Origin of the sequence: Burkholderia sp. BCC1993 (genome assembly GCF_905339865.1) — a bacterium.
Lineage (GTDB): Bacteria > Pseudomonadota > Gammaproteobacteria > Burkholderiales > Burkholderiaceae > Burkholderia.
Genome location: NZ_CAJPGZ010000009.1, coordinates 88699 through 115282, shown reverse-complemented (window position 1 = coordinate 115282; position 26584 = coordinate 88699). Strand labels below are relative to the sequence as shown.

Here is a 26584-nt window from a genome sequence, read left to right as displayed (position 1 = left end):
CCCGTCAGCGTCCGCTGCCGAGCGCCTGCGCGGCCGGCATTGCTTCGTACGGCGTCTCGCGCACGGTCGGCTTCGACTCGCGACGCGCGCGCAGCACGGCGAGCAGCCCGTACACCGCGATCGCCACGACGACGAAGATGAACAGGCCGGCCAGCGCCGCATCGATGTAGTCGTTGAAGATGATCCGCTGCATCTGCGCGATCGACTTCGCCGGCGCGAGCACCTTGCCTTCGTCCACCGCGGCCTGCAGCTTCGCGGCGTGCGCGAGGAAGCTGACCTTCGGGTTCGCATCGAAGATCTTCTGCCAGCCGGCCGTCAGCGTGCAGATAAGCAGCCATGCGGTCGGCACGATCGTCACCCACGCGTAGCGCTCGCGCTTCATCTTGAACAGCACGACGGTGCCGAGCACCAGCGCGATCGCGGCGAGCATCTGGTTCGAGATGCCGAACAGCGGCCACAGCGTGTTGATGCCGCCGAGCGGATCGACCACGCCCTGGTACAGGAAGTAGCCCCACGCGGCGACGCACAGCGCGGTGGCGACCAGGTTCGCGGGCAGCGACTCGGTGCGCTTGAGCGCCGGGTGGAACGTGCCGAGCAGGTCCTGCAGCATGAAGCGGCCCGCGCGCGTGCCGGCGTCGACCGCCGTCAGGATGAACAGCGCCTCGAACAGGATCGCGAAGTGATACCAGAACGCCATCATCGCTTCGCCGCCGATCACCTGGTGCAGGATGTGCGCCATGCCGACGGCCAGCGTCGGCGCGCCGCCCGCACGCGCGATGATCGTCGTTTCGCCGACGGCCTTCGCGGTCTGCGTGAGCATGTCGGGCGTCAGCACGAAGCCCCATTGCGTGACCGTGTTCGCGACGGCTTCAGGCGTCGAGCCGAGCACGGCGGCCGGCGCGTTCATCGCGAAATAGATGCCCGGCTCGATCACGCAGGCGGCGACCAGCGCCATGATCGCGACGAACGATTCCATCAGCATCGCGCCGTAACCGATGAAGCGCGCGTTGGTTTCGTTGTCGATCAGCTTCGGCGTCGTGCCCGACGAGATCAGCGCGTGGAAGCCCGAAACGGCACCGCACGCGATCGTGATGAACAGGAACGGGAACAGGTTGCCCGACCACACCGGGCCGGTGCCGTCGACGAACTTCGTCAGCGCGGGCATCTTCAGTTCCGGTGCGACGACCAGGATGCCGATCGCAAGGCCGAGGATCGTGCCGATCTTCAGGAACGTCGACAGGTAGTCGCGCGGCGCGAGCAGCAGCCACACCGGCAGCACCGATGCGACGAAACCGTAGCCGATCAGGATCCACGTGAGCTGCGTGCCGCTGAACGTGAACCACGCGGCGAGCGCCGCCGAATCGTGCACGGTCTGGCCGAACGCGATCGACGCCATCAGCAGCACGAAGCCGATGATCGACACTTCGCCGATGCGGCCCGGGCGGATGTAGCGCGTGTAGACGCCCATGAACAGCGCGATCGGAATCGTCGCGGCGACGGTGAACGTGCCCCACGGCGAATTCGTCAGCGCCTTCACGACGATCAGCGCGAGCACCGCGAGGATGATCACCATGATCAGGAACGCGCCGAACAGCGCGATCACGCCGGGCACCGTGCCGAGCTCCATCTTGACGAGGTCGCCGAGCGAGCGGCCGTCGCGGCGCGTCGAGATGAACAGCACGATGAAGTCCTGCACCGCGCCGGCGAACACGACGCCGGCCAGGATCCACAGCATGCCGGGTGTGTAGCCCATCTGCGCGGCGAGCACCGGCCCGACGAGCGGCCCGGCGCCGGCGATCGCGGCGAAGTGATGGCCGAACAGCACGTACTTGTTGGTCGGCACGTAGTCGAGGCCGTCGTTGTGCCGGACGGCCGGCGTCATCCGCAGCCCGTCGAGCTGCATGACCTTGCTGGCGATGAAACGGCTGTAGAAGCGATATGCGATCAGATATACGCAGACTGCGGCGATCACGATCCACAGCGCGCTGACGCGTTCGCCGTGCGCAAGTGCGATCGTCCCGAACGCGAATGCGCCGAGCAGCGCGACGGCGATCCATAGCAGGGTACTGGAAGCCCGATTCATGGCGTCTCCTGGTCTCCAATGTGGTTTTGAGTGGATCCGGCCAGGCGCCGAACCCGCGTGACGTCGATGCGTCGTGCCGCGTCTCGTGGATGCCGCGGCGATGGGCCGTAGTATTCCGCGCGACGGGGGCAGCTTACAAGCGCACAACTACGTATGCGGGGCTACGTAGAATTACGTAGACCGAGCGCGGGCGCGCGGTGCGCCCGAGATGGATCGACGCGCGACGCGACGTGGCGCGGCCCGGCGCGCGGCCGGCCGGGCATGGCAGGTCGCGCGCCGGGCCGCGTGGATCAGTGCTTGTCGTCGGCCTTCTTCGGCTTCGGCGGCGACGGCACCTTCGCGTACTGGAATGCCGGCGTGGCCTTCAGCGCGTCCTTCGTCGCGCCCGGCAGGTAGATGTTGCCGTTGCGCACGTCGAGCGACGCGATCGGCACCGCGACGTCATGTGCGGCCACGCCGAGGAAGCCGCCGGCCGACACGATCGCCGCCGACACCGAGCCGTCCGGCGCGACGATCAGGTCGCGCACCGTGCCGACTTTCTGGTTCTGGTCGTTGTACACGGCCTTGCCGAGCACGCTCTTCTTCACGCTCCAGCCTTCGAGCAGCGCCTGCGATTGCTCGACGGTCACGCTGAGCGGCTGCGTGCCGGCGATCTGCGCGTGCGCGCTGACGCTCGATGCGAGGACGGTTGCCGCGATGAGGGTCTTGTAGAACTTCATGTATTGCACTCCGGTTCGGTTGTTGTTGATTCCGGGAGCGAAGCGACGCGGGCGCAACGGCTGATCGGTGAGCGCCCCGCGCTTCGTCGGTCGCATGGCGGCCAGCCGCGCCGCCACTGCGTGTGTGCATGACGGACCGGCGTGACCGGACCGCAGCGTGCAACACGGCTTCATGGTAGCGGCATTCGCCGGATCGTGCGTTCGGAGTGCGACGTGACAGGTGGGGCGAGACGGATGGAGATCAATGACCGTGCGGACAGGATGTGCGCGCGGCGGAGAAAAGCACGCGCCGCGGCATGTCGATCGGGAGAACATCGGAGACCGGCATCCGGTCGTCACCGGCGCACGGACTACGCGGCGGACGCCACGCCGCCACGCAGCCACACCACCTCACGCGTTGCGCGAATACACCCTGCGATGCCGCACCGCCTCCGCCAGCACATCGAGCACCGGCTCCGTCTGCGTCCAGCTCAGGCACGCATCGGTGATCGACACACCGTACTGCAGCGGTACGCCCGGCTTCAGATCCTGGCGCCCGGCCTCGAGATGGCTCTCGACCATCACGCCGACGATCCGGTGCTCGCCCTGCGACAGTTGCCGCGCGAGATCCTGCGCGACCTCGATCTGCCGCTCGTGCGACTTGTTGGAATTCGCATGCGAGCAATCGACCATCACCTGCTCGCGCAACCCGCTCTTGCGCAGCACCGCACAGCTCGCCTCGACGTGCTCGGCGTCGTAGTTCGGCCCGTTCTTGCCGCCACGCAGGATCACGTGCGCGTCGTCGTTGCCGCGCGTCTCGAAGATCGCGGCCATGCCCATCTTCGTCATCCCCATGAACGCATGGCTCGCGCGCGCGGCGACGATCGCGTCCGACGCGACCTGCACACCGCCGTCGGTGCCGTTCTTGAAACCGATCGGGCAGCTCAGCCCCGATGCCAGCTGACGATGGCTCTGGCTCTCGGTCGTGCGCGCGCCGATCGCGCCCCACGCGATCAGGTCCGCGATGTACTGCGGGCTCAGCAGGTCGAGGAATTCGGTCGACGCGGGCAGGCCGAGCGCGTTGATGTCGAGCAGCAGTTGCCGCGCCGCGCGCAGCCCTTCGTTGATGCGGAAGCTGCCGTCGAGGCGCGGATCGTTGATGTAGCCCTTCCAGCCGACCGTCGTGCGCGGCTTCTCGAAGTACACGCGCATCGTGATCAGCAAGTCGTCCTTCAGCGCATCGGCGGCGGCCTTCAGGCGGCGGGCGTACTCGAGCGCCTGGTCGTGATCGTGGATCGAGCACGGGCCGACGACGAGCAGCAGCCGGTCGTCACGGCCGTGCAGGATGTCGCCGATCGCGCGGCGCGTGTCCTCGACGAGCGTCTGCGTGGCGGCCGGCACCGGCAGTTCGTCCTGCAGCAGCGCGGGCGAGATCAGCGGGCGCACGGCGCCGATGCGGACGTCGTCGATACGCGTGGTGTCCTGCGTCGCGTCGGCAGTGCCTACCTCGCGATCGTGGGAAGGATTGTCGAGGTTCTGCATGAGGATTCTCCGGGGGACGTCTGGAATGAGTTGCAGGCTCGATTATGGCACTCGCGCAAGGCGGCAGCGAGGCGCCGCGGGGGCATGCGATCTGCGTCAAGAGGCCGGGCGAAAGAACGGCGATCCGCAACGGATCGCCCGGGCATTCGGCGCGTTGCGCCGATGCCGCGCGTTTCGGGCGCGCGCCTGCCGACGTTTCCGGGCCTGTCGACCGGGCTTCATGGAACGGGCGTCATGCAAGCGCCGCCGGTCGCCAGCCGCAACGCGACCCGGGGCGCCGGCCGTTCGGCCGAGTGGTCGCGTGTCGCCGACGTACCGTACGATCATGCCTGTCCGCTGCCGAAGGCGCCTCGCCTTCGGCGCAGGCGGCACGACGCACCACCTGTCTGTGATTGATCGTTCGCAACATGACCCGACACGCCACGATGACCGTATCCGAACTGCTCAGCGCCATCCGCCAGCCCTACGCCGACCTGCTCGCACAAGCGGCAGCGCAACCGGCGGCCGTCGTCGAACCGGCCTACCGGAAAGCCGACGGCACGCTGGCCACCGAAGGCCCGCTCGCACTGCCGTGCCGCGCCGACATCGTCCACACCGAAGGCGAATCGGCCGGCGAGCCGGCGATGGTCGACTCGACCACGCAACTGGACTTCGAACCGTTCGCGTTCGAACTCGAAACGGCGGCCGTGTCGATCCGGCCGTTCGTGTGGGACTGGGCGACGATCGAAGCCGACGGTATCGGTGAGGCCGCGGCCACCGACGCGTTCAGGACATGGTTCTTCGCGTGGTTCGACGCCGACGACGCAGGCGAGCCGGCCGAAGACGGCCTGCACGGCATCGTTCACTATCTGTCGGAACCGGCGGGTACGGAGCAAGGCTGGCGCGTCAATGCGGACCTGGGCTCGGCGCCGGGCGCGGCCGTCGAGGATCTGCTGTTCCGGCTCGTCGACGCAGGTGCCACGCGAATCGGCATCGGCTGAAGCGCTTCTCCATCCACGACTCACATGCGCGCCGGTGTCGAGTTGGCTCGGGCGGGCGGTCAGCCAGCGTCGCCCGGGGTATCGACGTCGATCCCGAGTTCGGTCGCCATCCGCTGTACGAGTGCGTTCAGCCGCGCCACTTCATCCGCCAGCCGCTTCTGCTCGGCCTTGAGCGCCTCGAACTCCGACGGCGGAACGGAATCCGCGCCGCCGCCCGCATCCGCACCGGCGTAGTCGGCGACGTTCACCTCGCCGCACATCAGGTGCATCCAGCGGTTCTCGCGCGCACCGGGCGCGCGCGGCAGCCGGACGACGAGCGGCTGCGCACGCGTCGCGAGTTCGTCGAGGAACGCCTCGACCGACGAGATGTCCGCGAAGCCGTGCAGGCGTGCGCTGTTCAGGCGCAATTCGGCGGCCGTCTGCGGGCCGCGCAGCAGCAGGATCGTCAGCAGCGCGATCGCCTGGCTCGGAATCCCGAGCACGCGGTTCACGTTGTGCTCGAAACGCGGCACGCGGCTGCTGCTGCCCTCCATCACGAGGCTCAGGTGCTTGAGCCCGTCGAGCGCGGTCGTGACTTCGTCGTCGCTGACGTTCATCACCGGCGAGCGCGCGGTTTTCTGGTTGCATCCCGCGGTCAGCGCATTCAGCGACAGCGGATAGGTATCCGGCACCGTGTGCTGCTTCTCGACGAGCACCCCGAGAATGCGGGCCTCGAGGGGCGTGAGTTCGCGCAGGGCGCGTGGCGTGGGCATGTCCGGCGTGGTGTTCATGGATGGCGTCGCAGCGTGCAGCAGGTGAAGGGAAACGGTCGCGGCCCGTCCGGCGTCTCGAACGGGCGAGCCATATGATAGCTCGCGACGTGGGGCCCGGCGCCAGCCGCCGCCGCGGCGCGCGCACTTGCCGCGGCCGGTTTTCGTCCAACGGTTCGGCCGTGCGGCGCACGACGACGCCTGCGTTCGGCCGCACGAACGCATGCTCCACGCTCACGCGCGGCATCGTCCCGCGTTTGCGCGTCGCGCAGGCCGGCGCTACGATACCCGTTCACCCGGACACGCGGCGCTCGGCCGGATTCGTCCGCCAGGTCAATACCGTGCATCGCCCGTCCCGCACGCCGTGCCGCCCCGCCTGCGCGCCGCGCCTGTCGACACGCTTCAACCGTTCACTCGTTCACCGCCATGATCGCCTCCTCCCTCGCGCCGCACGTGCGCGCCATCGTCACCGGACACACGCGCGGCCTCGGCGCGTCGCTTGCCGAACAATTGCTGCAGGAAGGCATCGCCGTGCTCGGCGTGTCGCGCAGCCGTCATCCATCGCTCGCCGCGCAGGCCGGCGACCGTTTCGCCGAAATCGAACTCGACCTGTCGGACACGTCGGCCGTCGCGACCTGGCTCGCCGGCGACACGCTGCGCCGCTTCGTCGATGGCGCGTCGATCGTGCTGCTCTTCAACAACGCGGGCATCGTCGATCCGATCGGGCCGCTCGACGCACAGGATCCGGCGCTCGTCGCGCGCGCGGTCGGCCTGAACGTCGCGGCGCCGCTGATGCTGTCGGCCGCGCTCGTGCAGGCGGCAGCGGCGCCGACCGAATGCCGGATCCTGCACGTGTCGAGCGGCGCCGCGCGCAACGCGTACGCGGGCTGGAGCGTCTACTGCGCGACCAAGGCCGCGCTCGATCATCACGCGCGCGCCGTCGCGCTCGATGCGAACCGCGCGCTGCGGATCTGCAGCGTCGCGCCGGGCGTCGTCGATACGGGCATGCAGGCGACGATCCGCTCGACCAGCGAAGCGAACTTCCCGATGCGCGAGAAATTCGACGAGTTGAAGGCGAGCGGCGCGCTGTCGACGCCCGAGGCGGCCGCACGGCAGCTGATCGGCTATGCGCTGAGCGACACGTTCGGCACCGAGCCGACGGCCGACGTGCGGAACCTGCCGGCCAGGTAAGCCGCGCGCGGCTCCTCACCCTTCGAGCCGCTTCGTCCAGTCTTCGACCTGCCGCGCCGTGCGGCGCTTGTCGAGCATCGTGCGCCAGCCGGGCGGCAACACCGGAACGTCGCACAGCGCGTCGAGCGCGGCCATGTCGAGCGTGCGCCGGTACAGCACGTCGAGCACCGTCGACAGCGGCCACTGCGGATAGCGGCGCTCGTGCAGCGCCAGCAGATCGCCCGGCGCCACCCAGCCTTCGTGCAATACGCGGTAATACCAGCCGGTGCGGCCGCTATGCTGCACGAGCGCCGCCATGCGTGGATGCTCGAAGCGCGCATTGAGCTTCCAGCACGGCTGCCGCGACTGCGACACCTGCAGCACGGCACCGCCCAGCGTGAACACGTCGCCGAGACACACGTCGTGCTCGGTGATGCCGTGCGTCGACAGGTTCTCGCCGAACGCGCCCGGCTGCGCGAGCACGTCGCGCGCGCCGATCTGCGCAATCCACCACGCATAGTGATCGTGCGCGTAGTGATGGACCGCCTTGTCGGGGCCACCGTGATGCCGCGCATCGGCCTGCTCGTCGCCTGCGAAGCCGCGCGCGCCGAGCCACAGACGCCCGTCGGCCGGCTGCTTGTCGATCGCACTCTCGTGCGGCGTGCCGGCCAGCGGCCGGCGCGTGCCGATCCGCACCGCCGCGATGGCGGCCGCGATCGCCGGCCGTGGGCCGCCGCTCATGCCGGCACACCGTCCGGCAGTGCCGCAAGCAGGCGTTCGAGTTCGCGCGTGCGCGCGTCGCCGAGCGGCAGCAGCGGCTTTCTCGGCTCGCCGGCATCGAAGCCGCGCAGTCGCAGCCCGGCCTTCACGGTCACCGGCAGCCCGCCGTTGACGATGAATTGCAGCAGCGGCAACTGCGCATGAAACACCGCCCTCGCACGCGCCAGGTCGCCCGCGCGCACCGCGTCGACCAGCGCGAGCGGCAGCGCGGCATTCAGGTTCGGGGCGGCCGTGCACCATCCGGCCGCGCCCGCGGCCAGCGCGGCAAGCGCCATCGGGTTGCTGCCGTTGTAGAACGGGATCGTCCCGTCGCTCAGCTGCGCGAGCCGGTGCATCCGCCCGATGTCGCCGGTGCTCTCCTTGACCATCGTCACGTTGTCGACGGTCCTGCAGATCGTCGCGATCAGCTCGGGCGACATGTCGACGCCGCTCGTTGCCGGGTTGTTGTACAGCATGATCGGGATGCCGATGGCGTCGCCGATCGCGCGGTAGTGCGCGACGATCTCGTCGTTGCCGAGCTTCCAGTACGACACGGGCAGCACCATCACCGCATCGGCGCCGGCCTGTTCGGCGAAGCGCGCGCGCCGCACCGCGCCGGCCGTCGTGAGATCGGAGATGCCGACGACGGTCGGCACGCGCCGGCGCACCGCGCGCATCGACGCCGTGGCGACCGACTCCCATTCGGCGTCGGATAGATACGCGCTCTCGCCGGTACTGCCCAGCGGCGCGATCGCATGGACGCCGTCGGCGATCAGCCGCTCGATCAGCGCATCGAGCGTATTCAGGTCGACACCGCCGTCGGCGGAGAACGGTGTAACCGGGTAGGCGATCACGCCTTGCAAAATGACGGACACGATATGGATTCCTCAATGATCGATGAAAACGACGGAAACGACGCGCCGGCTCACGCGACGCAGTCTCGATGCGTGCGCAATGCGCGCCGCGCGTAGTAGTCGAACGTCACGGCGTCGCGCTTCGGCTTTGAAATCCAGTCGTGCGCCTCGCGCGCCAGCGCCGGCGGAACGGGCTTGATCTCGCCGGCCGACATCGCCAGCAGCTGCAGCTTCGCGGCCCGCTCGATCAGCAGCGCGAGGATGCAGGCCTCCTCGATCGTCTTGCCGACGACCAGCTGGCCGTGATGCGACAGCAGGATCGCGCGCTTGCTGCCGAGCGCCTTCGAAATGATCTCGCCTTCCTCGTTGCCGACCGGCACGCCGGGCCAGTCCTTGAGGAACGCGCAATCGTCGTACAGCGGGCACGTATCCATGTGCGACACGACGAGCGGCTGCTCGAGCATCGACAGCGCCGCGACGTGCGCCGGATGCGTATGGATGATGCAGTTCACGTCCGGACGCTCGCGATAGATCCACGTATGGAACCGGTTGGCCGGATTCGGAATGCCTTCGCCGTCGACGACGTCGAGATCCTCGTTGACGCGCAGCAGGTTCGCGGCCGAGATCTCGTCGAAGCCGAGCCCGAGCCGCTGCGTGTAATACGTGCCGGCCTCGCCCGCGCGGCAGGTGATCTGCCCGGCCAGCCCCGAATCGTGACCGGCATCGAACAGGATCCGGCACGTGAGCGCGAGTTTTTGCCGCGCGGACCAGCCGCTGTCGCCCACCTCGTTGTCCAGACGCCGCTCCGCCAGCGCGACCAGCGCCTCCTTCGTCAGATTCAGCGTTTCCGCCATGTTCGCCTCCTGAATGGACCGGGTCTGCCGCGCCGTCCGCGGCCGTTTCCCCGGCGCCGTGAGACACACAATACACCATAGGACACTTTGTGTCATGCGTTACAATCGGTTTTTCGAAGGACACTTGGCGCCCCATGACGATTCGCCTGAAGCTGCTCAGAAAACAGAAGGGCTGGACGCTCGACGTGCTGGCCGAAGAAACCGGCCTGACCAAGAGCTATCTGTCGAAAGTCGAGCGCGGCCTGAGCGTGCCGTCGATCGCGGTCGCGCTGAAGCTGTCGAAGGCGCTGAGCGTCGATGTCGAGCAGCTGTTCTCGGAAAGCCACAACCGCGAGCTGATCACGGTCACGCGGGCCGGCGAACGCACACCGATGGGTGCCGCGGCCGACGGTCGCGCGCACGGCTTCGAAAGCATCGCGGCCGGCGTCGCGCCGAAGAAGATGCTGCCGTTCGTCGTGCATCCGCCGCACGAATTCGTCGCGTCGACGTTCCGCGAGCACGAAGGCGAGGAATTCCTGTTCGTGCACAAGGGGCGCGTCGAAATCGAATTTCCGAACGAGACGGTGCAACTCAAGACTGGCGATTCAGTCTATTTCAACGCACTCATTCCGCACCGCACGCGCAGCCTCGGCACCGCGCAGGCGGAGATCCTGGTCATCGTCAGCCACGACGACTAGATTCGTCACTTTTCGCGCAAGGATCCCCGATGGTCACGAAGACCACCGCACCGTTCCAGCAGATCAAGACGCTCGTTCGCCAGAACGTCGACGCGGGCGACTGGCGCCCGGGAGACCGCATTCCGTCCGAGCTCGATCTCGCCGCGCAGTTCGGCGTCGCGCGCATGACGGTCAACCGCGCGCTGCGCGAGCTGACCGAGGAAGGCGTTCTGAAGCGCATCGCGGGCGTCGGCACCTTCGTCGCCGAGGCGAAGCCGCAGTCGAACCTGCTGATGATCGCGCATATCCGCGACGAGATCCGCGCGCGCGGCCACGAGTACCGCTGCCGCGTGCTCAGCCAGTCGCGCGAGCCCGCGTCGTTCGACGTCGCGGCCGCGTTCGGGCTGGCGGTCAACACGCCGGTCTTTCACGTGGTGTGCGTGCACGAGGAAAACGGCCGCCCGATCCAGCTCGAGGATCGCTACGTGAACCCGGCCGCCGCGCCCGAATTCATCGATCAGGATTTCCAGGCCGAGCCGCCGTCCGAATACCTGTTCAACAACGTGTCGCACTACGAACTGGAGATCGAGCACGTGGTCGACGCGTCGCTGCCGTCCGGTGAACAGGCGCGGCTGCTCGACATGCGCGCCGACGAGCCGTGCCTCACGCTCACGCGCCGCACCTGGACGAACGGGCTGCCCGTCACGTTCGTGCACTTCCTGCATCCGGGCAACCGCTACCGGCTCGGCTCGCGCTTCAAGCCGGGCGCCGGACGTCACCAGACCTGAACCTTCTTCAGCGCGGGTAAAAGACCACGCGCGGCGCGCCGCTTCGCGAAGAAACGGGCACCGCGCGCGAGACGTCGCTGAATGTCGCTTGACGTGGCTTGACGTGGCTTGACGTGGCTCGATGCCGCGTGACGTCGTCGATCCGCGCCGCTCAGATCGCCCCGACCTGCCCCGCGTCGCGCGACCACACGACCGGAAACAGCGCATGCTCGAGCGGCGCGCCGTCCGGCAGTTCGTCGGCCAGCCCCGGGAAATCGGGCGACGTCTTCCAGCGGCGCGGCGCGTGACGGATATCGTCGCCGACGAAGCGGATCGAGAACGCGCGCCGTCGGTTCTGCGTCCCGCCCGACGCATGCAGCGTCAGCATCCGGAAGCACACCATGTCGCCCGGCTCGAGCGCCCAGTGACGGATCGGGAACGCCGAACGGTCGGCTTCGATGTCGGGCAGGTCGGCGAGGCTGCCTTCCGGGAACCACTTCGCCTCCTTGTCCATGAACGTGCGCGGCATCAGCCACGGCCCCTGGTGCGAACCCGCGACGAATTCCAGCGTCGATTCGAGCGGTACCGGATCGACCGGAATCCACATGCTGACGTTGTCGTCGCCTTCGATGTTGTAGTACGGCTGGTCCTGGTGCCACGGCGTGCGCTGCCGCGTGCCGGGCTCCTTCACGAGCAGGTGGTCGTGATGCAGCCGCACCGACTGCGTGCCCATCAGCGCCGCGGCCACCGACGGCGCGGGCGACCGCACGATGAAGTCGCGATACGCGTCGTTGTGCTGCCAGTTGCAGAAGTCCTCGAAGAACCAGCCCGGATCGTCGGGCCGGCTCGCGACCTTCGCGCGCGCGCTCGGCTGCGCGAGGTTCGCGTCGATGCCGGCACGCAGCGCGGCCACTTCGTCGGGCGAGAAGATGCCCTTGATGCATACCGCGCCTTCGTCGCGGAAGGCGGCGATCAGTTCGGGCGTCACGGCTTGCGCGACGCGTTCCTGGATACTCGTCATGGGTTGCCTGTCGATTGATTGAGCCACGGGGTCATGGAATGGCAGTGTCACGGGGTCACGGCGCGGAAGTCAGCTGCTGCTTCGCGCCGTAGATGTCGAAGTCGAAATATTTCGCGGCGATCTTCTGGTACGTGCCGTTCGCGCGGATCGCGGCGATCGCGTCGTTCAGCCGCTTCTTCATGTCGGCGTCGCCCTTGCGCACGCCCATCGCGACGCCGTAGCCGGTGATGCGCACGTCGGTCACGTCGGGGCCCGCGAACGCGTAGCCCTTGCCGCGCGGCGTCTTCAGGAACGAATAGCCGGCTTGCGTCTTGTCCTGGAAGGTCGCGTCGAGACGGCCGTTCACCAGATCCTGATACACCTGGTCCTGGTTCTGGTACGACACGATCGTCACGCCCTTGGTCGCCCATTCGGCCTTCGCGTAGGCCTCCTGCGTCGTGCCCTGGTCGATCCCGATGCGCTTGCCGGCAAGCGACGCCGCGGTCGGCAGCAGCTTCGAGCCGGCCGGGGCGACGAGCGCGCCCGGCGACGCATACAGCTTGTTCGAGAAGTCGATCTGCTTGAGCCGCTCGTCGGTGGCCGTCATCGCGGACATGATCACGTCGAACTTGCGCGCGCGCAGCGCCGGAATCATCCCGTCGAACCCCTGCTCGACCCACACGCATTTCGCATGCAGCTGCTCGCAGATCGCATTGCGCAGGTCGATGTCGAAGCCGGCGAGCGAGCCGTCGGGCTGCTTCGCCTCGAACGGCGGATAGGTGGGATCGATGCCCCAGCGGATCGTCGCCGTGTCCTGCGCGAACGAGACGAGCGGCGCGAACGCCAGCGCGGAAGCGAGAAGCCTTGCAGTGCGGTTCATGGTGTGTCCTTTTGGTCTCGACGTGGCGGGGGAAGGCGCCGGGCGTCCGTTGGGGGGCGTTGCGCCGGCGGGCCGGGCGCGGTACGCGAAAGACGGGGATTTCGATGCAACTGCGATGCAGTCTAGACCACTAGATTTTCGAGCGCAAGCGGAAGGAATGGAGGTGGGGCGGATTGGGGGAGTTGGACGGAGAGATCGCCCAGAAAGAGCGATGTAACACGACAAATACAACAATTTACGATAATTTTCCTGACGTTCAGGCGTTTACCCGGTAATGCACACAGTCGGCCGAGAGTAGGTTCGATTCGATATCCACAAGCAGTGGCGGTCCAAATTTCACGGCGGATCAGACCGCCATCCATCGCTGGTTGCCGGAAACCGGCCTTCTGACCTATACCACCTCGATGCTACCGCCCTCCCACCGCCACCAGGCCGCGCAGCGCAGCCGAGCGCGCCGTCGTGAACATCGTCAACGCAAACGCGCCGACGATCGCGAGCCGTTTGAAAAACACCCGCTATCCTCCTTGCAGGTCCGCCGGCACAGCCGCGCCGGGTCCGGCGAAACCGCGATTGCCCGCGGTCTCGGCCCATGTTAAAAGTCGTCGCACATATTTGAAAATAAAATGCTCGAATCCGCAAAAGTGCAGAAATGAATAGACCTTTGTTCGACCTCGACCTGTTGCGCGCGCTCGTGATGGTCGCCGACTGCGGCAGCTTCACGACCGCGTCCGCACGCCTGCATTCGACGCAGTCGACGGTCAGCCAGAAGGTGCGGCGGCTGGAGGAGATCGCCGGGCATCGCCTGCTCGACCGCGGCACGCGCGATGTGCGGCCGACCGACGCCGGCGTGACGGTGCTCAGCTACGCGCGGCGCATGATCGCGCTGAACGACGAGATGCTGGAAGTGCTGTCGGGCGCGACCGTCGCGCTGACGATCCGGCTCGGCGTGCCCGACGATTTCGCGGCGGGCCGCACGACCCATGCGCTCGCCGCGTTCAAGCGCGATCATCCGCAGGTGAAGCTCGAGGTGACGTGCGGGCTGAGCCGCGACATCTGCGCGGCCTACGATCGCGGCGAGCTCGATCTCGTGCTGATCAAGCAGCGGCGCGACAGCCGCGAGGCGGTGGTGCGCTGGCCGGAGAAACTGCGCTGGATCGACAGCGCGCAGCATCCGACGATCGACCTCGATCCGGTGCCGATCGTCGTGTTCCCGCCGCGCGGGCTTTATCGCGACGACATGATCAAGGCGATCGAGGAACGCGGCCGGCGCTGGCGGATCAGCTTCACGACGTCGAGCCTGAGCGGGATCCAGGCAGCCGTCGCGGACGGGCTCGGCATCAGCGTGCTGCCCGCGCGCGTGGTGACCGACGACCACGTGGTGCTGACCGACTCGCACGGCGGCTTCGCGCCGATCGAGCACATGGACATCGCGATCCTGCACCGGCCGACGGCCGATCCGATGGTCAGCGAACTGACGAAAGCGCTCGCGACGATGCTGGAGCACGAGCAGGAATGAGCGCAGCAGTGCGGGCCGGCATCGACCGGGCGGCGGTGCCTGTCGAGAAAAACGACGCCCGTCAGAACATCGTGTTCCCGTTCGCCGCCTGCTCCGGCACCGGCTGGTTTACGTCCCAGTGTTCGACGATCTTGCCGTGTTCGAGGCGGAAGATGTCCACGATCGCGCTGCCGCGCGTGCCGGGTTCGCGCACCGCGTGCACGTGCAGGATCACGAAGTCGCCGTCGACGAACGAGCGCTTGATCTCGCTGTGCGACTGCGGATACTTGTCACGCAGGAACGCGACGAACTTGCGGAAACCGTCGCGGCCGTCGGCCGCGTTCGGGTTGTGCTGCACGTACCGGTCGCCGACGTACGCGAGCGCGGCATCCGCATCCTTCTCGTTCAGGCCTTTCTCGTAGAACGCGAGCACCGTGCGGCGATTCGCTTCCTGCTGCGCGCCATCCGCACCACTCGCGCCATCCGCGCCGGCCGCCATCGCCTGCGCGGCCGCCGTCGCGAACGTCGCCGCGGCGATCCATCTTGCGGCCCGTGCGGCCATCGTGCGGGTGCGTCGCATCGTCGTCTCCCGGAAGATCAGGCTGAAGGAAGCCCGATCATACCCGGCACGATGCGGCGCCCGGTTCAGACCAGCGCGCCGTCGCGCGCGACGATCTTCCCCGACGACACGACGAGCCGCCGCGCCGGCCGCGCGACGACGGCCTCGGCGAACGTCAGCGCATCGACGAGCACGACGTCCGCGCGCTTGCCCGCTTCGAGGCCGTAATCGGCGAAGCCGCAGCCGCGCGCGCCGCTGTGCGTCACGCAGTCGAGCGCGACTTCGAGCGCGTCGTCGCGGCGGAAATCGTTGCGCATGCCGATCAGCATCGCGCGTTCGAGCATGTCGGGCGAACCGTACGGCGTCCACGTGTCGCGCACGCCGTCGTTGCCGCCGATCACGGTCACGCCGGCCGCGCGGCACGCAACGACCGACGGCACCGGCACCGCGGCCGGCGCGGTCGTGACGATCGCGACGCCGAGTTCGGCCATCCGCGCGAGCAGCGCGTCGCGCTCACGGTCGGCGATGTCGCCGAGGCAGAAGCCGTGGCTGATCGTGACCTTGCCCTGCATGCCGAGCGCGGCCGTGCGCTGCAAGATGAGATCGAGCGAGTACGCGCCCATCGATCCGCGTTCGTGCAGATGCAGGTCGAGCCCGCGGCCATGACGCTCTGCGATTCCGAACAGCACGTCCACCGCTTCGACCGGATCACCTTCGATCGCGCACGGGTCGAGGCCGCCGAGCAGGTCGGCGCCCGCGCCGAGCGCGTCGGACAGCAGCGCGGCCGTGCCGGGCCGCTTGAGCACGCCCGACTGCGGAAACGCGACGATCTGGATCTCCACCTGGCCGCGCAGCGTCTCGCGCGTCGCGAGCACGCCGTGCAGATGGCGCAGCCCGGCTTTGGTGTCGACGTCGACGTGCGTGCGGATGCGCGTCGTGCCGGCCGCGAGGAACGCGCGCGACAGCGCGAGCGACGCGGCGCCCGCGTCATGGCCGCTCGTCGCGCGGTAATTGCGCTCGTTCTCGATGCGGTCGACGAGGCGCGGCCCCACCGCGTTGCGATACCACGGCATCCCCCAGTGGGTCTTGTCGAGGTGCGTGTGGCCTTCGACGAGGCCGGGCAGCGCGAGCGCGCCCGCGCCGTCCTCGATCGCACAGCCGGCGGGCGCGTCGAGCGACGGGCCGACGCGCGCGATGCGCTCGCCGTCGATCAGGATGTCGAGCGCTTCGTCGGCGTGCGTGCGGACGTTGCGGATCAGCAGGTTCGTCATGTCGGTTCCGGTGTGGTCGGTCAATCGGTCAGTCGGTCAGTCAGTACGAAGCAGCCGCGATGCACGCACCGCGACGGCGGTCGGGTCGTCAGCGCGTGAAACGCAGCGCCGGCGCGAACGGCGCACCGGTGTCGCTTTCGCCGCGCCGAAACACCCAGCGTTCGGCCGGCACGCCGGCGACGGCGGCCGCCGCATTCGGCGCGCGCACCGCGACGAAGCTCGCGTCGCAGCCGACCGCGATGCCGTAGTGCGCGAGGCCGAGCGCGCGCGCGCCGGCGTGCGTCGCCATGTCGAGCGCGAGGCCGAGCGCTTCGTCGGTATGGAAGCCCGAGCGGTAGCCGACCATCATCGCGCGCTGCAGCATGTCGCCGTTGCCGTACGGCCACCACGCGTCGCGAATGTTGTCGTTGCCGGCGAACACGTGCACGCCCGCGTCGCGCAGCTGCTGAACCGGCGGGAATGCGCAGTCGCCCGGCGCGTTGGTCAGGATCGACACGCCGGCGTCGGCGAGTGCGGCGGCCGCACGCTCGACGTCGCCATGTTCGACCTGGCCGAGCGCATACGCGTGGCTCACGTTCACGCGGCCGCCGAGGCCGGCCGCGCGCGTGCGCGCCGCGATCCGCAGCAGTTGCGCGATGCCGGTCTCGCCCGGTTCGTGCAGGTGGATGTCGATCTTCGCGCCGCGCTTCTCGGCGATGCCGAACACGATGTCGAGCTGGCCGTCCGCGTCGCCGTCGAGCGTCGACGGGTCGATCCCGCCGACCACGTCCGCGCCTTCGCGCACGGCCGCATCGAGGATCGCGGCGGTGCCCGGGCACGTCACCACGCCGGCCTGCGGAAACGCGACCAGTTCGATGTCGACGATTCCGCGCCACTGTTCGCGCGCGGCCATTACGGCATGCAGGTTCGACAGGCCGGTCGTCGCGTCGACGTCGACGTGGCTGCGCATCGCGATCGTGCCGAACGCGGCGGCCTGCGCGATCAGCGCATTCGCGCGCTCGACGATCGGCGGCGCGGCCGCGAGCTGGCGCTTCTCGACCACGAGCCGCTCGCGCAGCGAGTCGACCGATTGGTGCGGCACCCAGCGGTCGCCGACGAAACTCTTGTCGAGATGGATGTGGCCGTCGACGAAGCCGGGCAGCACGACGCGGCCGCCGAGATCGATCGTTTCGGCGCCGGGCGCGGCAGTGCAATCGGCGCCGATCGCGACGAAGCGGCCGTCATGGACGACGAGGTTGACGGGCTGGCCGCCGGCATCGACGGCGTTGGTGAAGAAGCGATCGGTCATGAGTCGGAATGGGTGGGGCAGTCGCTGCGCGACGCCGACGCGGACAGGGGAAGGCACCGCAGCCGGCACGGCGCGACCGTTGGCAGGGATGTGCGGTCACGATATCGGACGGGGCGGCCAGTGGCCAATTAAATGTCGCGATGCCGCGCATTCGATTTCGCGATGTGCGGGCGGGCTGCGTGTCGGGCGTGGCGCGAAGATGGGGCGTGATCACCGGGCGGGCGCCCGCGGGTGCCGATCGTCGCGCAATCGGCGCTCTCACGCGGCTGCCGGACGGCGAACCGCATCGTCGAATCTCGGCCGCGCCGCACCGCGATTTGCGCGGCAACAGACTTTACACGTTGTTACCCGGCCGCACCGGACGCGCATCCGCCCTTTCCTTATACTCACGCCGAGTTCGCCACCCGTCCCGGTATTCGTCGGCGAACACGTTGCCGATGCAGGAAACATCATGATGCGCATGCCTTCCACGAAGACCGTTCTGTTCGCCACGCTCGTCGCCGTGGCGGCGCTTCCGCTGACCGCCTGTGTCGCGCCGGGCTACTACGGCGCGCAACCGGGCTATCCGCAGCAGCAATACGCGACGCCCGGCTACGCGCAGCCCGCGTATTCGCAACCGGGTTACGTGCAGCCGCAGCAGCCGGCCTATCCGAACCAGGCGCCGCAGTACGACCAGTACGGCAACCCGCAGCCTTACGGCGGCCAGTACGGCAACGGCTACGGCACGCAATACGGCACCGTCGCGAACATCCAGCCGATCAACGGCTCGGTCGGCACGTCGGGCGTCGCCGGCACCGTCGTCGGTGCGCTGGTCGGCGGCCTGGTGGGCAACCAGTTCGGCCGCGGCCACGGCCGCGACGCGGCCACCGTGATCGGCGCGCTCGGCGGCGCCGTCGCCGGCAACCAGATCGGCCAGCAGATGGGCGCGGCCCAACCGCCGAGCAGCTACCGGATCGACGTGCAGGTCAGCGACGGCTCGACGCGCTCGTTCGACGTGCAGTCGCCGGGCAACCTGCGTCCGGGCGATCGCGTGCAGATCAACGGCAATCAGTTGTCGCGGTATTGATGCGGGTCGCATGCGCCTGAGTTGATCGGGCGCATCACACGTATCGCGGACACCTCACGTCGCGGAGGCGGTATCGATGCGGGTCGCATGCGCCTGAGTTGATCGGGCGCATCACACGTATCGCGGACACCTCACGTCGCGGAGGCGGTATCGATGCGGGTCGCATGCGCCTGAGCTGATCGGGCGCATCACACGTATCGCGGACACCTCCAGACACCTCACGTCGCGGACGTATTTCGCGTGTCCGGCGCCGCTTCGGCGCAACGGCGAGAACGCGCTTCACTTCATCCCCCTTCTACGAGTCGGCGCGGCATGCCTGTCGCGCACGGCACTGCGTCGTCACGTTCCTCACGTCGCGCGCCACCCGCGGTCGCATTCGCATCCAATGCAACGGCAGGTGCGTTCGCATCCGGCTCGTTTCCGCGTGCATGCGTTTGGCGCCGCGGGCGCGATTGCCTGCAGACTTCGCGAACGCTCATCGATTCTCCACGCGGCATCCCCACCGTCATTGGCGCCTCGGTACCGCGCTTCACGCCTGTCGATGCGGCGTGTCGATCGCACCAGCAAATGCGTGTGTTTCCGATTAGCATCGATCGATGCCCTGCCGCGCACCGCGCCGCAGATTCCGACCTTCCGGCACACCAACGACAACACCGACCGATGATCACGATCCGCCTGCTCGATGCCGCCGACGCGGCGCAATTTCAGTCCGTCCGCCTGCGCGCGGTCGCCACGTCGCCAACTTCGTTCCTGCCGACCCGCGACGAGGAAGCCGGCGTCCCGGTCGACGAATTCGCGACGCGCATCACGCCCACCCACGAGCACGCCGTGTTCGGCGCATTCGACGATGCATCGCTCGTCGGCATCACGGGCGTGCGCCGCGATGCGCGCGCCAAGGTCGCGCACAAGGCGACGGTCTGGGGCGTGTTCGTCGACCCCGCGTATCGTGGCCGCGGCATTGCGCAATCGCTGCTCGACGGCGCGACCGCGCACGCGGCACAGGCGTGGGAATGCAAGCAACTGATGCTGTGCGTCAACGAGATCAACGGCACCGCGGAACGGCTGTACGCGTCGCAGGGGTTCGTCCGGTTCGGCACGGAACCGCGCTCACTGTTCGTCGACGGTCGCTTCTACGACGAACACCACATGGTCAAGACGCTCGCATGACGCGTCGCGATCGCATGCATCGGCCGTCCGCACGCGATCGCTCTCCTGCCCCGTCACATCACCGCTTGTCGCTGATCGTCGTGTCGACCGCCTGCCCGGCGATCGACTCGTTCGTCAGCGTCATCGCGCTCACGTTGAATGCATGGATCGGCCCCGGCGACGTGCCGGTCGGCGAGCGCGCCGGTCCAGCCGATGAAGGCGCGACGCGAGCGATCGGACGGGCGAAGACGAACGGCGGGGGCTTGCGGCCGTGGGCGCTACTCCTTCAGCGGTTCAGGTATCGACACGCCGGACGGTGTATCTCTACTCATACGTCGTCGCACCATATCGCGAAGTCCAGACGTGGTCGCCACCGCGTACATAACTGTCGTTTCCTCCGTTTTTGCCGTTATATCGACCAGTATGTGTGCGCACACTCACTTCCTGATCGTTCGACATAGATATCCGTTGTCGTATGTTTATGCGCACAAACTCCATGTCCGGCGAATACACGGTCGAGTCCGAATCGACCGCGCGCATGGAATATGACAAGCTCGCGGAGACCTCACCCGTCCATTCAAACCGTCACAGGAGCCTCAATTGCAGACCCGCCACGGAGTCGACCTCATCCGCGCTCGCGCGCTGTTCGATCGCGAGCGCCGTGCATTCACCGAAGCCATGCCGATCTCCCGCGCGTTGTCCGCGGAAGCGTCCGAGCATTTGCTGTTCGGCGTGCCGCTGCACTGGATGCAGGACTGGTCGACCCCGTTCTCGCTGGTCGTGAAAGAGGCGCGCGGCGCGACCTTCACCGACGTCGACGGTCATCGTTACGCGGACTTCTGCCTCGGCGACACGGGCGCGATGTTCGGCCATGCGCCCGAGCCGGTCGCACGCGCGCTCGCCGAACAGGCGACGCGCGGCTACACGACGATGCTGCCGAGCGAGGACGCCGCCTGGGTGTCGCGCGAACTCGCACGCCGCTTCAAGCTGCCGGTCTGGCAGTTCGCGCTGAGCGCGAGCGACGCGAACCGCTTCGTGCTGCGCTGGGCGCGCGCGGCCACCGGCCGCAACACGATCGTCGTGTTCAACGGCTGCTATCACGGCACGGTCGACGACGTGTTCGTCGATCTCGTCGACGGCCGCCCGGTGCAGCGCGACAGCCTGCTCGGGCAGTCCTACGACCTGCTCGCGAACACGCGCGTGGTCGAGTTCAACGACCTGGCCGCGCTCGAGGCGGCGCTGAAGGATGGCGACGTCGCATGCGTGCTCGCCGAGCCGGCGATGACGAACATCGGGATGGTGCTGCCCGAGCCGGGCTTCTGGGAGGCGGCACGCGAACTCACGCGCCGCTACGGCACGCTGCTCGTGATCGACGAAACCCACACGATCAGCAGCGGCCCGGGCGGCTACTCGGCCGCGCACGGTCTCGAACCGGACGCGCTGGTGGTCGGCAAGCCGATCGCGGGCGGCGTGCCGTGCGCGGTGTACGGGTTCAGTGCCGAATTCGCGGAACGCGCGAAACAGGCGAAGCTGAGCGCACCGCCCGGCCATTCCGGGATCGGCACGACGCTCACCGCGAACATGCTCGCGATGCATGCGATGCGCGCGACGCTCGCCGACGTCGCGACTGATGCCGCGTATGCGCATATGTTCGCGCTCGCCGCGCGGCTCGCGGCCGGGCTCGAACAGGCGATCGCAAAACACGGGCTGCCGTGGTGCGTGACGCGCATCGGCGCGCGCACCGAGTTCCAGTTCACGCCGGTGCCGCCGCGCAACGGCACGATCGCGGGCGAGCAGCTCGACAGCGAGCTCGAGCACATCGTGCATCTGTATCTGCTGAACCGCGGCGTGCTGATCACGCCGTTCCACAACATGATGCTCGTGTGTCCGCAGACGACGGCTGACGATGTCGACACGCTCGTCGCGCAGTTCGACGCGTGCCTGGGCGAATTGGTGTGATGTGATCCAGTGGCGCGCCCGGCTCGCCTGCATCGGCCGGCCGCACGCATGCCCGACGCGCCTACTTCGGCAGATCGGTCGGATCGACCTGCGTGCCGGGCACGCCCGCGGTGCGCGCACTCACTTCGAGTTCGTCGCGCAGCGCCGCACGCGTATCGCCGGCGCCGCCGCCCTGCCCCGACGCCGCACTGCCATCGAGCGCCGGCAGGATGTAGCCGTTCACCATTCGCCGGAACAGCTTCACGTTCTCCGCGTCGCGCAGGCCACCGTCCACCGGCAGCACGCCCGTCATCACGATCACCGTATTGCGCTTCGGCAGCACCGTGATGAATTGCCCCTTGAAGCCCATCGCGTCGAATTCCGGCTCGCTGTCGACGATGTTGTTGATCCACCAGTAGTAGCCGAAGTGCGGCGACACGCGCGGCGCCGTCATCTGCGCGATCCACGCCTGCGGCACCACCTGCCGCCCCTGCCAGCGCCCGCCGTCGAGCACGAGCATGCCGATCTTCGCCATGTCGACGGCACGCAGCCGCAGCCCCCAGCCGGCCGACACGAGCCCGGTGCGATCCGCGCGCTCCCATGTCGCGCGCTTCATGTCGAGCGGGCCGAACAGGTGCGTGCGCGCATAGTGCTCGACGGGCTCGCCGGCCGCCGCGCTCAACATCGCCGACGCGAGGATCGGGTTCACGTCGGTGTACTCGAACGCGGTGCCCGGCGCGACTTTCGGCGCGGCCGATGCGGCGAGTTTCAGCCGGTCCGGCGCGGTGTAGTAGATCGGATCGTCCTTCGGGCTGAAGTCGTAGTGCAGGCCGCTCGACATCGACAGCACGTGCTTCAGCTCGATGCCGCGCTTGTCCGCGAGCGCGCCGCCGAGCTCGGGGCGCCACGCGGCGAGCCGCGCGGCCACCGGCTCGTCGAGCTGCACGGCGCCCTGCTCGACCAGGATGCCGGCGACGAGCGACGTCACGGCCTTCGTCACCGAGTACAGCTCGTAGGTCGAGTCGCGCGACGCGTTCGCGCCGTAGCGCTCGAAGATCAGCTTGCCGTCCTTCACGACGAGCAGGCTGTACACGTCGAGCTTCTGCTCGCGGATCCAGCGCGACAGCGCGACGAGCCTGCGCGAATCGACGCCGACATCTTCGGGCGCGGCCGCCGCGATGCCGGTTTCATGCAGCGGCGGCAGCGGCAACGCGTCGGCCGCGTGCGCCGCGGACAGCACCGGTGCCGATGCGGACGCCAGCGCCCCGCCGCCGATCAGCAACGCGGCAACCCGCGCGAGCAGCCGGCGCATGAACGGCGCAGCGGGCCGCCGCGCATCGGAACGCCACGCGGACGAATGGTCGATAAAATTTGCAATCCTCATCAAATCTCCGGTGCATCGTTGAACGCGGCAGCGGTACCGGGCACCCCCTTCGTCTGCCGGCTGCGCGCGAGTTCGTCGCGCAGCGCCTGCGTGGCTGCCGCGCTTTCGACCGGCGGCCGCGCGGGCGTGAGCGCCGGCAGGATGTAGTCGCCGACCATCCGCCGATAGAGGTTCAGGTAGGTCGCGTCGCGCAAGCCGCCGTCGGTCGGCAGCAGGCTCGTCATCACGACGACCGCGCGCTGCGCGGGCAGCACCGTGATGAACTGCCCCTTGAAGCCCATCGCGCCGAATTCCGGCGTGCCGTGCTCGACGACATGGCCGATCCAGCAGTAGTAGCCGTAGTCGGCCGCGGCCGGCGATGGCGTCGTCATCTGCCGGACCCAGCCGGCCGGCACGACCTGCTTGCCGTTCCAGCGGCCGTTGTCGAGCAGCAGCATGCCGATCTTGGCCATGTCGACGGCGCGCAGCCGCAGGCCCCAGCCGCCCGCCACCGCGCCGGTGCCGTCGGCGCCGCTCCAGCGGTAGTGCGCGAAGCCGAGCGGCTCGAACAGCCGCTCGCGCGCGAAGTCGTCCTCGCGCTCCCGCGCGGCAATCGACACGGCCGTGCCGACCAGCACCGGGTTCACGTCGATGTAGTCGAAATGCGTGCCGGGCGGCTGCGCGGCACGGCTCGTCACGGCAACCTGCAGTCGGTCGGGCGCATCGTAGTACAGCGGATCGGTGCCTTCGCGCGTCGTGTAGCGCAACCCGCTCGACATCGACATCAGGTGCCGCAGCTCGATGTCCTGCTTGTCCGCGAGTTCGCTCGCGAGATCGGGCCGCGCGGCCGCGATCAGCGGCGCGACCTTCGTCGACGGGCCGAGCTTGCCCTCGCCGTCGAGAATGCCGGCGAGCAGCGCGGTGATCGTCTTCGTCACCGAATACAGCTCGTAGTTGTTGTCGCGCGTGAGGCCGTCGCCGTAGCGCTCGAACACGATCTTGCCGTCCTTCACGACGACCAGGCTGCGCACGTCCATCCGGTCGCGGCGCAGCCATTCGGACAGCCGCACGAGCGGCGCCGAATCGACGCCGGCCGACTCGGGCACGACGCTCGGCGGGTCCTGCGACGCGCCGCCGGCCGCCAGCGCGGAGCCGCCGCCGCACGATCCGGCGACGATCGCCGCGGCCGCGAGGCCGCGCATTGCGAGGGAAACGCTCATCGTAGCTCCTGTTGAAACGGCGCCCGCCGCGTCGCGCGGGCGCTCACATCGCAATCGCATCGCGCGACGTCAGTCGAGGCACGGCTTGCCGGCCGGCAGGAACTGCCCGCGCCCCGGCTCCGCCGCGAGCAGCCGGCCGTCCTCGACGAGCAGCTCGCCACGCGACAGGCAATGACGCGGCCAGCCCGTCACCTCGATCCCTTCATAAGGCGTGTAGTCGACCGCATGATGCAGCGACGCATTCGCGATCCGCACGCGCTTGTCCGGATCCCACACGACGATATCCGCATCGGCGCCGACCGCGATCGTCCCCTTGCGCGGATACAGCCCGTACAGCTTCACGGGCCGCAGCGACGTCAGCTCGACGAACTGGTGCAGCGACAGATGCCCCTTGCGCACGCCGTCGAACAGCAACGGCAGCCGCGTCTCGAGACCGGGAATTCCGTTCGGAATATGGTCGAACGCTACCGCATGACCGCCCGGATGCTTGCCGCACGGATCGTCGTAGTTGAACGGCGCGTGATCGGACGAGAATACCGAGAACACGCCCTGCTTCAGCGCCTTCCACACCGCCTGCTGGTTCGCCGGATCACGCGGCGGCGGGCTGCATACGCATTTCGCGCCTTCGTAGCCGTCGTGACCGTGATGACCGAGATCGGCGGCCGTCAGATACAGGTACTGCGGGCAGGTTTCGGCCAGGATCGGCAGGCCGCGCGATTGTCCCCAGCGGATCTGCTCGATCGCCTCGGCGCCCGACACGTGCACGATCAGGATCGGCACGTCGACGAGTTCCGCGAACGCGATCGCGCGATGCGTCGCCTCGCGCTCGACCACGGCCGGCCGCGCGTGCGCATGGAACCGCGGCGCGACGTGGCCGTCGCCGAGCAGCCGCTCGGTCAGCCAGCCGATGCAGTCCGAATTCTCCGCATGCACCATCACGAGCGCACCGCGCTCGCGCGCGACCGACAGCACGTCGAGCATCTGCCGGTCGTTCAGCTTCAGGTCGTCGTAGGTCATGTACACCTTGAACGACGTGTAGCCGTTCGCGATCAGCCGCGGCAGCTCCTCGGCCAGCACGTGCGGCGTCGGATCGGCGACGATCAGGTGAAAACCGTAGTCGATCAGCGCGCGGCCTTCCGCGCGCCGGTGATAGTCGTCGACGGCCGCCTGCAGCGACTGCCCCTTCGCCTGCGCGGCGAACGGCACGACGGTGGTCGTGCCGCCGCACAGCGCGGAGCGCGTGCCGGACAGGAAATCGTCGGCCATCTTCAGCCCGTCGGGCATCGGCTGGTCGAGATGGCAGTGCGCATCGACGCCGCCCGGCAGCACGAGCATCCCGCTCGCGTCGAGCTCGCGCGGCGCGCGCGGCAGCCCGTGGCCGAGCATGGCCACGCGCCCCGCGCGAATGCCGATGTCGCACGAGAACCGGTCCGCCGCCGTCACGACGTCCGCGTGACGAATCACGAAATCGAGATCGTTCGACATGGCACGCGCCTCAGATCACGTCGCTGAAGAGACGCCCCCAGCCCTTCACCTGCCGCGTGTCGTAGTCGGCGAGCTGCAGCGACTTCCACACGACGGTCGAGATCGTGTCGTAGATCGGAATGCCCGTCTCTTCCTCGAGCGCCGGCACCAGGTGCGCGGCGTTCAGGTTCGTGCAGAAGATCGAGATCGCGCGCGGGCCGGCCTTCGCCACTTCGCGCACCATCCCGCCGATCTGGTCGCCCGTCACTTCGGAGAACGAGAAATTGACCTTCAGGTTCAGGTGGCGCTCGGCGATGCAGTTCAGCCCCGAGCGGTGATAGTTGTCGACGATCTTCGTCTGCACGTCGTCGAGATACGGCGTGACGAGGCCAAACTCGTGCGCGTTCGTCTTCTTCAGGATCTCGTTGAGCGCGAGCACCGACGTCGTGGCGGGAATCCCGGTCGCTTCGGTGATGCGCTCGCACAGCCGCTCGTCGGCCTCGAAGCCGAGCCAGCCGGACGACGTGCCGTTCCACGCGATCACATCGACCTTCGCGTCTGCGAGCAGCATCGCGGCCTGGATGATCTTGTCGTCTTCGAACTGGCCGAGCGCCTGGCCCGTCAGCGAGATTTCGGTGACGGGAAAGCGCGCGAAGTGCGCGGACACGCCCGGCAGGCCGGCGACCATCGCGCTCGTCAGCGGTTCGAGCGACGTGTTGGACGAAGGGGTGAGCATGCCGAGCAGGGTACGTTTCTTCATGATGGGTTTCTCTCTACCAGTG

At 68.3% G+C, this 26584-nt stretch carries 24 protein-coding genes; 8 read left to right on the top strand and 16 right to left on the bottom strand.

Annotation, left to right across the window (positions count from 1 at the left end; all coding sequences use genetic code 11):
• Nucleotides 1–4: 4 nt before the first annotated feature.
• From U4Y91_RS16640 to U4Y91_RS16630, 3 genes are all read right to left on the bottom strand, one after another.
• Nucleotides 5–2083, bottom strand: coding sequence for a carbon starvation CstA family protein (locus U4Y91_RS16640; RefSeq protein WP_321805950.1), 2079 nt, complete (start codon nucleotides 2081–2083; stop codon nucleotides 5–7).
• Nucleotides 2084–2373: 290 nt separating this feature from the next.
• Nucleotides 2374–2802 carry a PRC-barrel domain-containing protein gene (locus U4Y91_RS16635; protein WP_257772770.1) on the bottom strand — a complete coding sequence of 143 codons (429 nt, stop codon included), beginning with the start codon at nucleotides 2800–2802 and terminating at the stop codon, nucleotides 2374–2376.
• Nucleotides 2803–3192: 390 nt separating this feature from the next.
• Complete coding sequence (locus U4Y91_RS16630) at nucleotides 3193–4323, bottom strand: 3-deoxy-7-phosphoheptulonate synthase (RefSeq protein WP_321805949.1); 1131 nt, start codon at nucleotides 4321–4323, stop codon at nucleotides 3193–3195.
• A gap of 425 nt (nucleotides 4324–4748) precedes the next feature.
• Between U4Y91_RS16630 and U4Y91_RS16625 the strand changes: the two genes are divergently transcribed.
• Nucleotides 4749–5303 (top strand): hypothetical protein, encoded by a 555-nt coding sequence (locus U4Y91_RS16625; RefSeq protein ID WP_321805948.1) that lies wholly within the window; start codon nucleotides 4749–4751, stop codon nucleotides 5301–5303.
• A gap of 59 nt (nucleotides 5304–5362) precedes the next feature.
• Here the strand turns inward: U4Y91_RS16625 and U4Y91_RS16620 are convergent, their stop codons facing one another.
• Complete coding sequence (locus tag U4Y91_RS16620) at nucleotides 5363–6073, bottom strand: YceH family protein (RefSeq protein ID WP_321805947.1); 711 nt, start codon at nucleotides 6071–6073, stop codon at nucleotides 5363–5365.
• A 405-nt stretch (nucleotides 6074–6478) separates the two neighbouring features.
• On the opposite strand from U4Y91_RS16620, the gene U4Y91_RS16615 reads away from it, so the two are divergent.
• Nucleotides 6479–7243, top strand: coding sequence for an SDR family oxidoreductase (locus U4Y91_RS16615; protein WP_321805946.1), 765 nt, complete (start codon nucleotides 6479–6481; stop codon nucleotides 7241–7243).
• Nucleotides 7244–7258: 15 nt separating this feature from the next.
• Here the strand turns inward: U4Y91_RS16615 and U4Y91_RS16610 are convergent, their stop codons facing one another.
• The 3 genes from U4Y91_RS16610 to U4Y91_RS16600 are packed head-to-tail and all read right to left on the bottom strand — an operon-like array spanning nucleotide 7259 to nucleotide 9689.
• On the bottom strand, nucleotides 7259–7963 hold the full coding sequence (locus U4Y91_RS16610; RefSeq protein WP_321805945.1) for an MOSC domain-containing protein: 705 nt from the start codon (nucleotides 7961–7963) through the stop codon (nucleotides 7259–7261).
• Nucleotides 7960–8856: a dihydrodipicolinate synthase family protein gene (locus tag U4Y91_RS16605; protein ID WP_321805944.1), complete on the bottom strand. Its 897-nt coding sequence runs from the start codon at nucleotides 8854–8856 to the stop codon at nucleotides 7960–7962. The genes U4Y91_RS16610 and U4Y91_RS16605 overlap by 4 nt, the downstream gene beginning before the upstream one ends.
• A gap of 50 nt (nucleotides 8857–8906) precedes the next feature.
• Nucleotides 8907–9689, bottom strand: a complete 783-nt coding sequence (locus U4Y91_RS16600; RefSeq protein WP_321805943.1) for an aldolase — start codon at nucleotides 9687–9689, stop codon at nucleotides 8907–8909.
• A 134-nt stretch (nucleotides 9690–9823) separates the two neighbouring features.
• Between U4Y91_RS16600 and U4Y91_RS16595 the strand changes: the two genes are divergently transcribed.
• Together U4Y91_RS16595 and hutC are read left to right on the top strand one after the other, a co-directional pair.
• Nucleotides 9824–10366 (top strand): XRE family transcriptional regulator, encoded by a 543-nt coding sequence (locus U4Y91_RS16595; protein WP_321805942.1) that lies wholly within the window; start codon nucleotides 9824–9826, stop codon nucleotides 10364–10366.
• A gap of 29 nt (nucleotides 10367–10395) precedes the next feature.
• On the top strand, nucleotides 10396–11133 hold the full coding sequence (gene hutC / locus U4Y91_RS16590; RefSeq protein ID WP_257772774.1) for a histidine utilization repressor: 738 nt from the start codon (nucleotides 10396–10398) through the stop codon (nucleotides 11131–11133).
• 151 nt (nucleotides 11134–11284) lie between these two features.
• On the opposite strand, the gene U4Y91_RS16585 is transcribed toward hutC, so the two are convergent.
• Nucleotides 11285–12133 (bottom strand): phytanoyl-CoA dioxygenase family protein, encoded by an 849-nt coding sequence (locus U4Y91_RS16585; protein ID WP_321805941.1) that lies wholly within the window; start codon nucleotides 12131–12133, stop codon nucleotides 11285–11287.
• Between the two features lie 55 nt (nucleotides 12134–12188).
• Nucleotides 12189–12992 carry an ABC transporter substrate-binding protein gene (locus U4Y91_RS16580; protein ID WP_321805940.1) on the bottom strand — a complete coding sequence of 268 codons (804 nt, stop codon included), beginning with the start codon at nucleotides 12990–12992 and terminating at the stop codon, nucleotides 12189–12191.
• A gap of 649 nt (nucleotides 12993–13641) precedes the next feature.
• On the opposite strand from U4Y91_RS16580, the gene U4Y91_RS16575 reads away from it, so the two are divergent.
• Entirely contained in the window at nucleotides 13642–14508 is an 867-nt protein-coding gene (locus tag U4Y91_RS16575) for a LysR family transcriptional regulator (protein WP_321805939.1), read from the top strand.
• Nucleotides 14509–14569: 61 nt separating this feature from the next.
• On the opposite strand, the gene U4Y91_RS16570 is transcribed toward U4Y91_RS16575, so the two are convergent.
• The 3 genes from U4Y91_RS16570 to U4Y91_RS16560 all read right to left on the bottom strand — a co-directional run bounded on the left by U4Y91_RS16570 (nucleotide 14570) and on the right by U4Y91_RS16560 (nucleotide 17605).
• Nucleotides 14570–15067 carry a nuclear transport factor 2 family protein gene (locus U4Y91_RS16570; RefSeq protein ID WP_321805938.1) on the bottom strand — a complete coding sequence of 166 codons (498 nt, stop codon included), beginning with the start codon at nucleotides 15065–15067 and terminating at the stop codon, nucleotides 14570–14572.
• A 65-nt stretch (nucleotides 15068–15132) separates the two neighbouring features.
• Entirely contained in the window at nucleotides 15133–16317 is a 1185-nt protein-coding gene (locus U4Y91_RS16565; protein ID WP_321805937.1) for an amidohydrolase family protein, read from the bottom strand.
• Nucleotides 16318–16405: 88 nt separating this feature from the next.
• Nucleotides 16406–17605, bottom strand: coding sequence for an amidohydrolase family protein (locus U4Y91_RS16560; RefSeq protein WP_321805936.1), 1200 nt, complete (start codon nucleotides 17603–17605; stop codon nucleotides 16406–16408).
• 451 nt (nucleotides 17606–18056) lie between these two features.
• On the opposite strand from U4Y91_RS16560, the gene U4Y91_RS16555 reads away from it, so the two are divergent.
• The 3 genes from U4Y91_RS16555 to U4Y91_RS16540 all read left to right on the top strand — a co-directional run bounded on the left by U4Y91_RS16555 (nucleotide 18057) and on the right by U4Y91_RS16540 (nucleotide 21776).
• Complete coding sequence (locus U4Y91_RS16555) at nucleotides 18057–18671, top strand: glycine zipper 2TM domain-containing protein (protein WP_321805935.1); 615 nt, start codon at nucleotides 18057–18059, stop codon at nucleotides 18669–18671.
• A 660-nt stretch (nucleotides 18672–19331) separates the two neighbouring features.
• The gene (locus U4Y91_RS16550; RefSeq protein ID WP_321805934.1) at nucleotides 19332–19838 is read left to right on the top strand and encodes a GNAT family N-acetyltransferase; all 507 of its coding nucleotides are present in this window, start codon (nucleotides 19332–19334) and stop codon (nucleotides 19836–19838) included.
• 579 nt (nucleotides 19839–20417) lie between these two features.
• A complete protein-coding gene (locus tag U4Y91_RS16540; protein WP_321805933.1) occupies nucleotides 20418–21776 on the top strand; it encodes an aspartate aminotransferase family protein in 1359 nt (452 codons plus the stop codon).
• Nucleotides 21777–21837: 61 nt separating this feature from the next.
• Here U4Y91_RS16540 and U4Y91_RS16535 read toward each other — a convergent pair whose 3' ends face one another.
• The 4 genes from U4Y91_RS16535 to U4Y91_RS16520 form a co-directional block, all read right to left on the bottom strand.
• Nucleotides 21838–23139, bottom strand: a complete 1302-nt coding sequence (locus tag U4Y91_RS16535; protein ID WP_321805932.1) for a serine hydrolase — start codon at nucleotides 23137–23139, stop codon at nucleotides 21838–21840.
• Nucleotides 23139–24338: a serine hydrolase gene (locus tag U4Y91_RS16530; protein WP_321805931.1), complete on the bottom strand. Its 1200-nt coding sequence runs from the start codon at nucleotides 24336–24338 to the stop codon at nucleotides 23139–23141. The genes U4Y91_RS16535 and U4Y91_RS16530 overlap by 1 nt, the downstream gene beginning before the upstream one ends.
• A gap of 69 nt (nucleotides 24339–24407) precedes the next feature.
• Complete coding sequence (hydA, locus tag U4Y91_RS16525) at nucleotides 24408–25823, bottom strand: dihydropyrimidinase (RefSeq protein WP_321805930.1); 1416 nt, start codon at nucleotides 25821–25823, stop codon at nucleotides 24408–24410.
• A 10-nt stretch (nucleotides 25824–25833) separates the two neighbouring features.
• Nucleotides 25834–26562 carry an aspartate/glutamate racemase family protein gene (locus U4Y91_RS16520; protein WP_321805929.1) on the bottom strand — a complete coding sequence of 243 codons (729 nt, stop codon included), beginning with the start codon at nucleotides 26560–26562 and terminating at the stop codon, nucleotides 25834–25836.
• Nucleotides 26563–26584: the final 22 nt, after the last annotated feature.

Coding starts and splice junctions, on each gene's coding strand:
- U4Y91_RS16640 (WP_321805950.1), bottom strand. CDS start 2,083: ATGAATCGGGCTTCCAGTACCCTGCTATGGATCGCCGTCGCGCTGCTC.
- U4Y91_RS16635 (WP_257772770.1), bottom strand. CDS start 2,802: ATGAAGTTCTACAAGACCCTCATCGCGGCAACCGTCCTCGCATCGAGC.
- U4Y91_RS16630 (WP_321805949.1), bottom strand. CDS start 4,323: ATGCAGAACCTCGACAATCCTTCCCACGATCGCGAGGTAGGCACTGCC.
- U4Y91_RS16625 (WP_321805948.1), top strand. CDS start 4,749: ATGACCGTATCCGAACTGCTCAGCGCCATCCGCCAGCCCTACGCCGAC.
- U4Y91_RS16620 (WP_321805947.1), bottom strand. CDS start 6,073: ATGAACACCACGCCGGACATGCCCACGCCACGCGCCCTGCGCGAACTC.
- U4Y91_RS16615 (WP_321805946.1), top strand. CDS start 6,479: ATGATCGCCTCCTCCCTCGCGCCGCACGTGCGCGCCATCGTCACCGGA.
- U4Y91_RS16610 (WP_321805945.1), bottom strand. CDS start 7,963: ATGAGCGGCGGCCCACGGCCGGCGATCGCGGCCGCCATCGCGGCGGTG.
- U4Y91_RS16600 (WP_321805943.1), bottom strand. CDS start 9,689: ATGGCGGAAACGCTGAATCTGACGAAGGAGGCGCTGGTCGCGCTGGCG.
- U4Y91_RS16595 (WP_321805942.1), top strand. CDS start 9,824: ATGACGATTCGCCTGAAGCTGCTCAGAAAACAGAAGGGCTGGACGCTC.
- hutC (WP_257772774.1), top strand. CDS start 10,396: ATGGTCACGAAGACCACCGCACCGTTCCAGCAGATCAAGACGCTCGTT.
- U4Y91_RS16585 (WP_321805941.1), bottom strand. CDS start 12,133: ATGACGAGTATCCAGGAACGCGTCGCGCAAGCCGTGACGCCCGAACTG.
- U4Y91_RS16580 (WP_321805940.1), bottom strand. CDS start 12,992: ATGAACCGCACTGCAAGGCTTCTCGCTTCCGCGCTGGCGTTCGCGCCG.
- U4Y91_RS16575 (WP_321805939.1), top strand. CDS start 13,642: ATGAATAGACCTTTGTTCGACCTCGACCTGTTGCGCGCGCTCGTGATG.
- U4Y91_RS16570 (WP_321805938.1), bottom strand. CDS start 15,067: ATGCGACGCACCCGCACGATGGCCGCACGGGCCGCAAGATGGATCGCC.
- U4Y91_RS16565 (WP_321805937.1), bottom strand. CDS start 16,317: ATGACGAACCTGCTGATCCGCAACGTCCGCACGCACGCCGACGAAGCG.
- U4Y91_RS16560 (WP_321805936.1), bottom strand. CDS start 17,605: ATGACCGATCGCTTCTTCACCAACGCCGTCGATGCCGGCGGCCAGCCC.
- U4Y91_RS16555 (WP_321805935.1), top strand. CDS start 18,057: ATGATGCGCATGCCTTCCACGAAGACCGTTCTGTTCGCCACGCTCGTC.
- U4Y91_RS16550 (WP_321805934.1), top strand. CDS start 19,332: ATGATCACGATCCGCCTGCTCGATGCCGCCGACGCGGCGCAATTTCAG.
- U4Y91_RS16535 (WP_321805932.1), bottom strand. CDS start 23,139: ATGAGGATTGCAAATTTTATCGACCATTCGTCCGCGTGGCGTTCCGAT.
- U4Y91_RS16530 (WP_321805931.1), bottom strand. CDS start 24,338: ATGAGCGTTTCCCTCGCAATGCGCGGCCTCGCGGCCGCGGCGATCGTC.
- hydA (WP_321805930.1), bottom strand. CDS start 25,823: ATGTCGAACGATCTCGATTTCGTGATTCGTCACGCGGACGTCGTGACG.
- U4Y91_RS16520 (WP_321805929.1), bottom strand. CDS start 26,562: ATGAAGAAACGTACCCTGCTCGGCATGCTCACCCCTTCGTCCAACACG.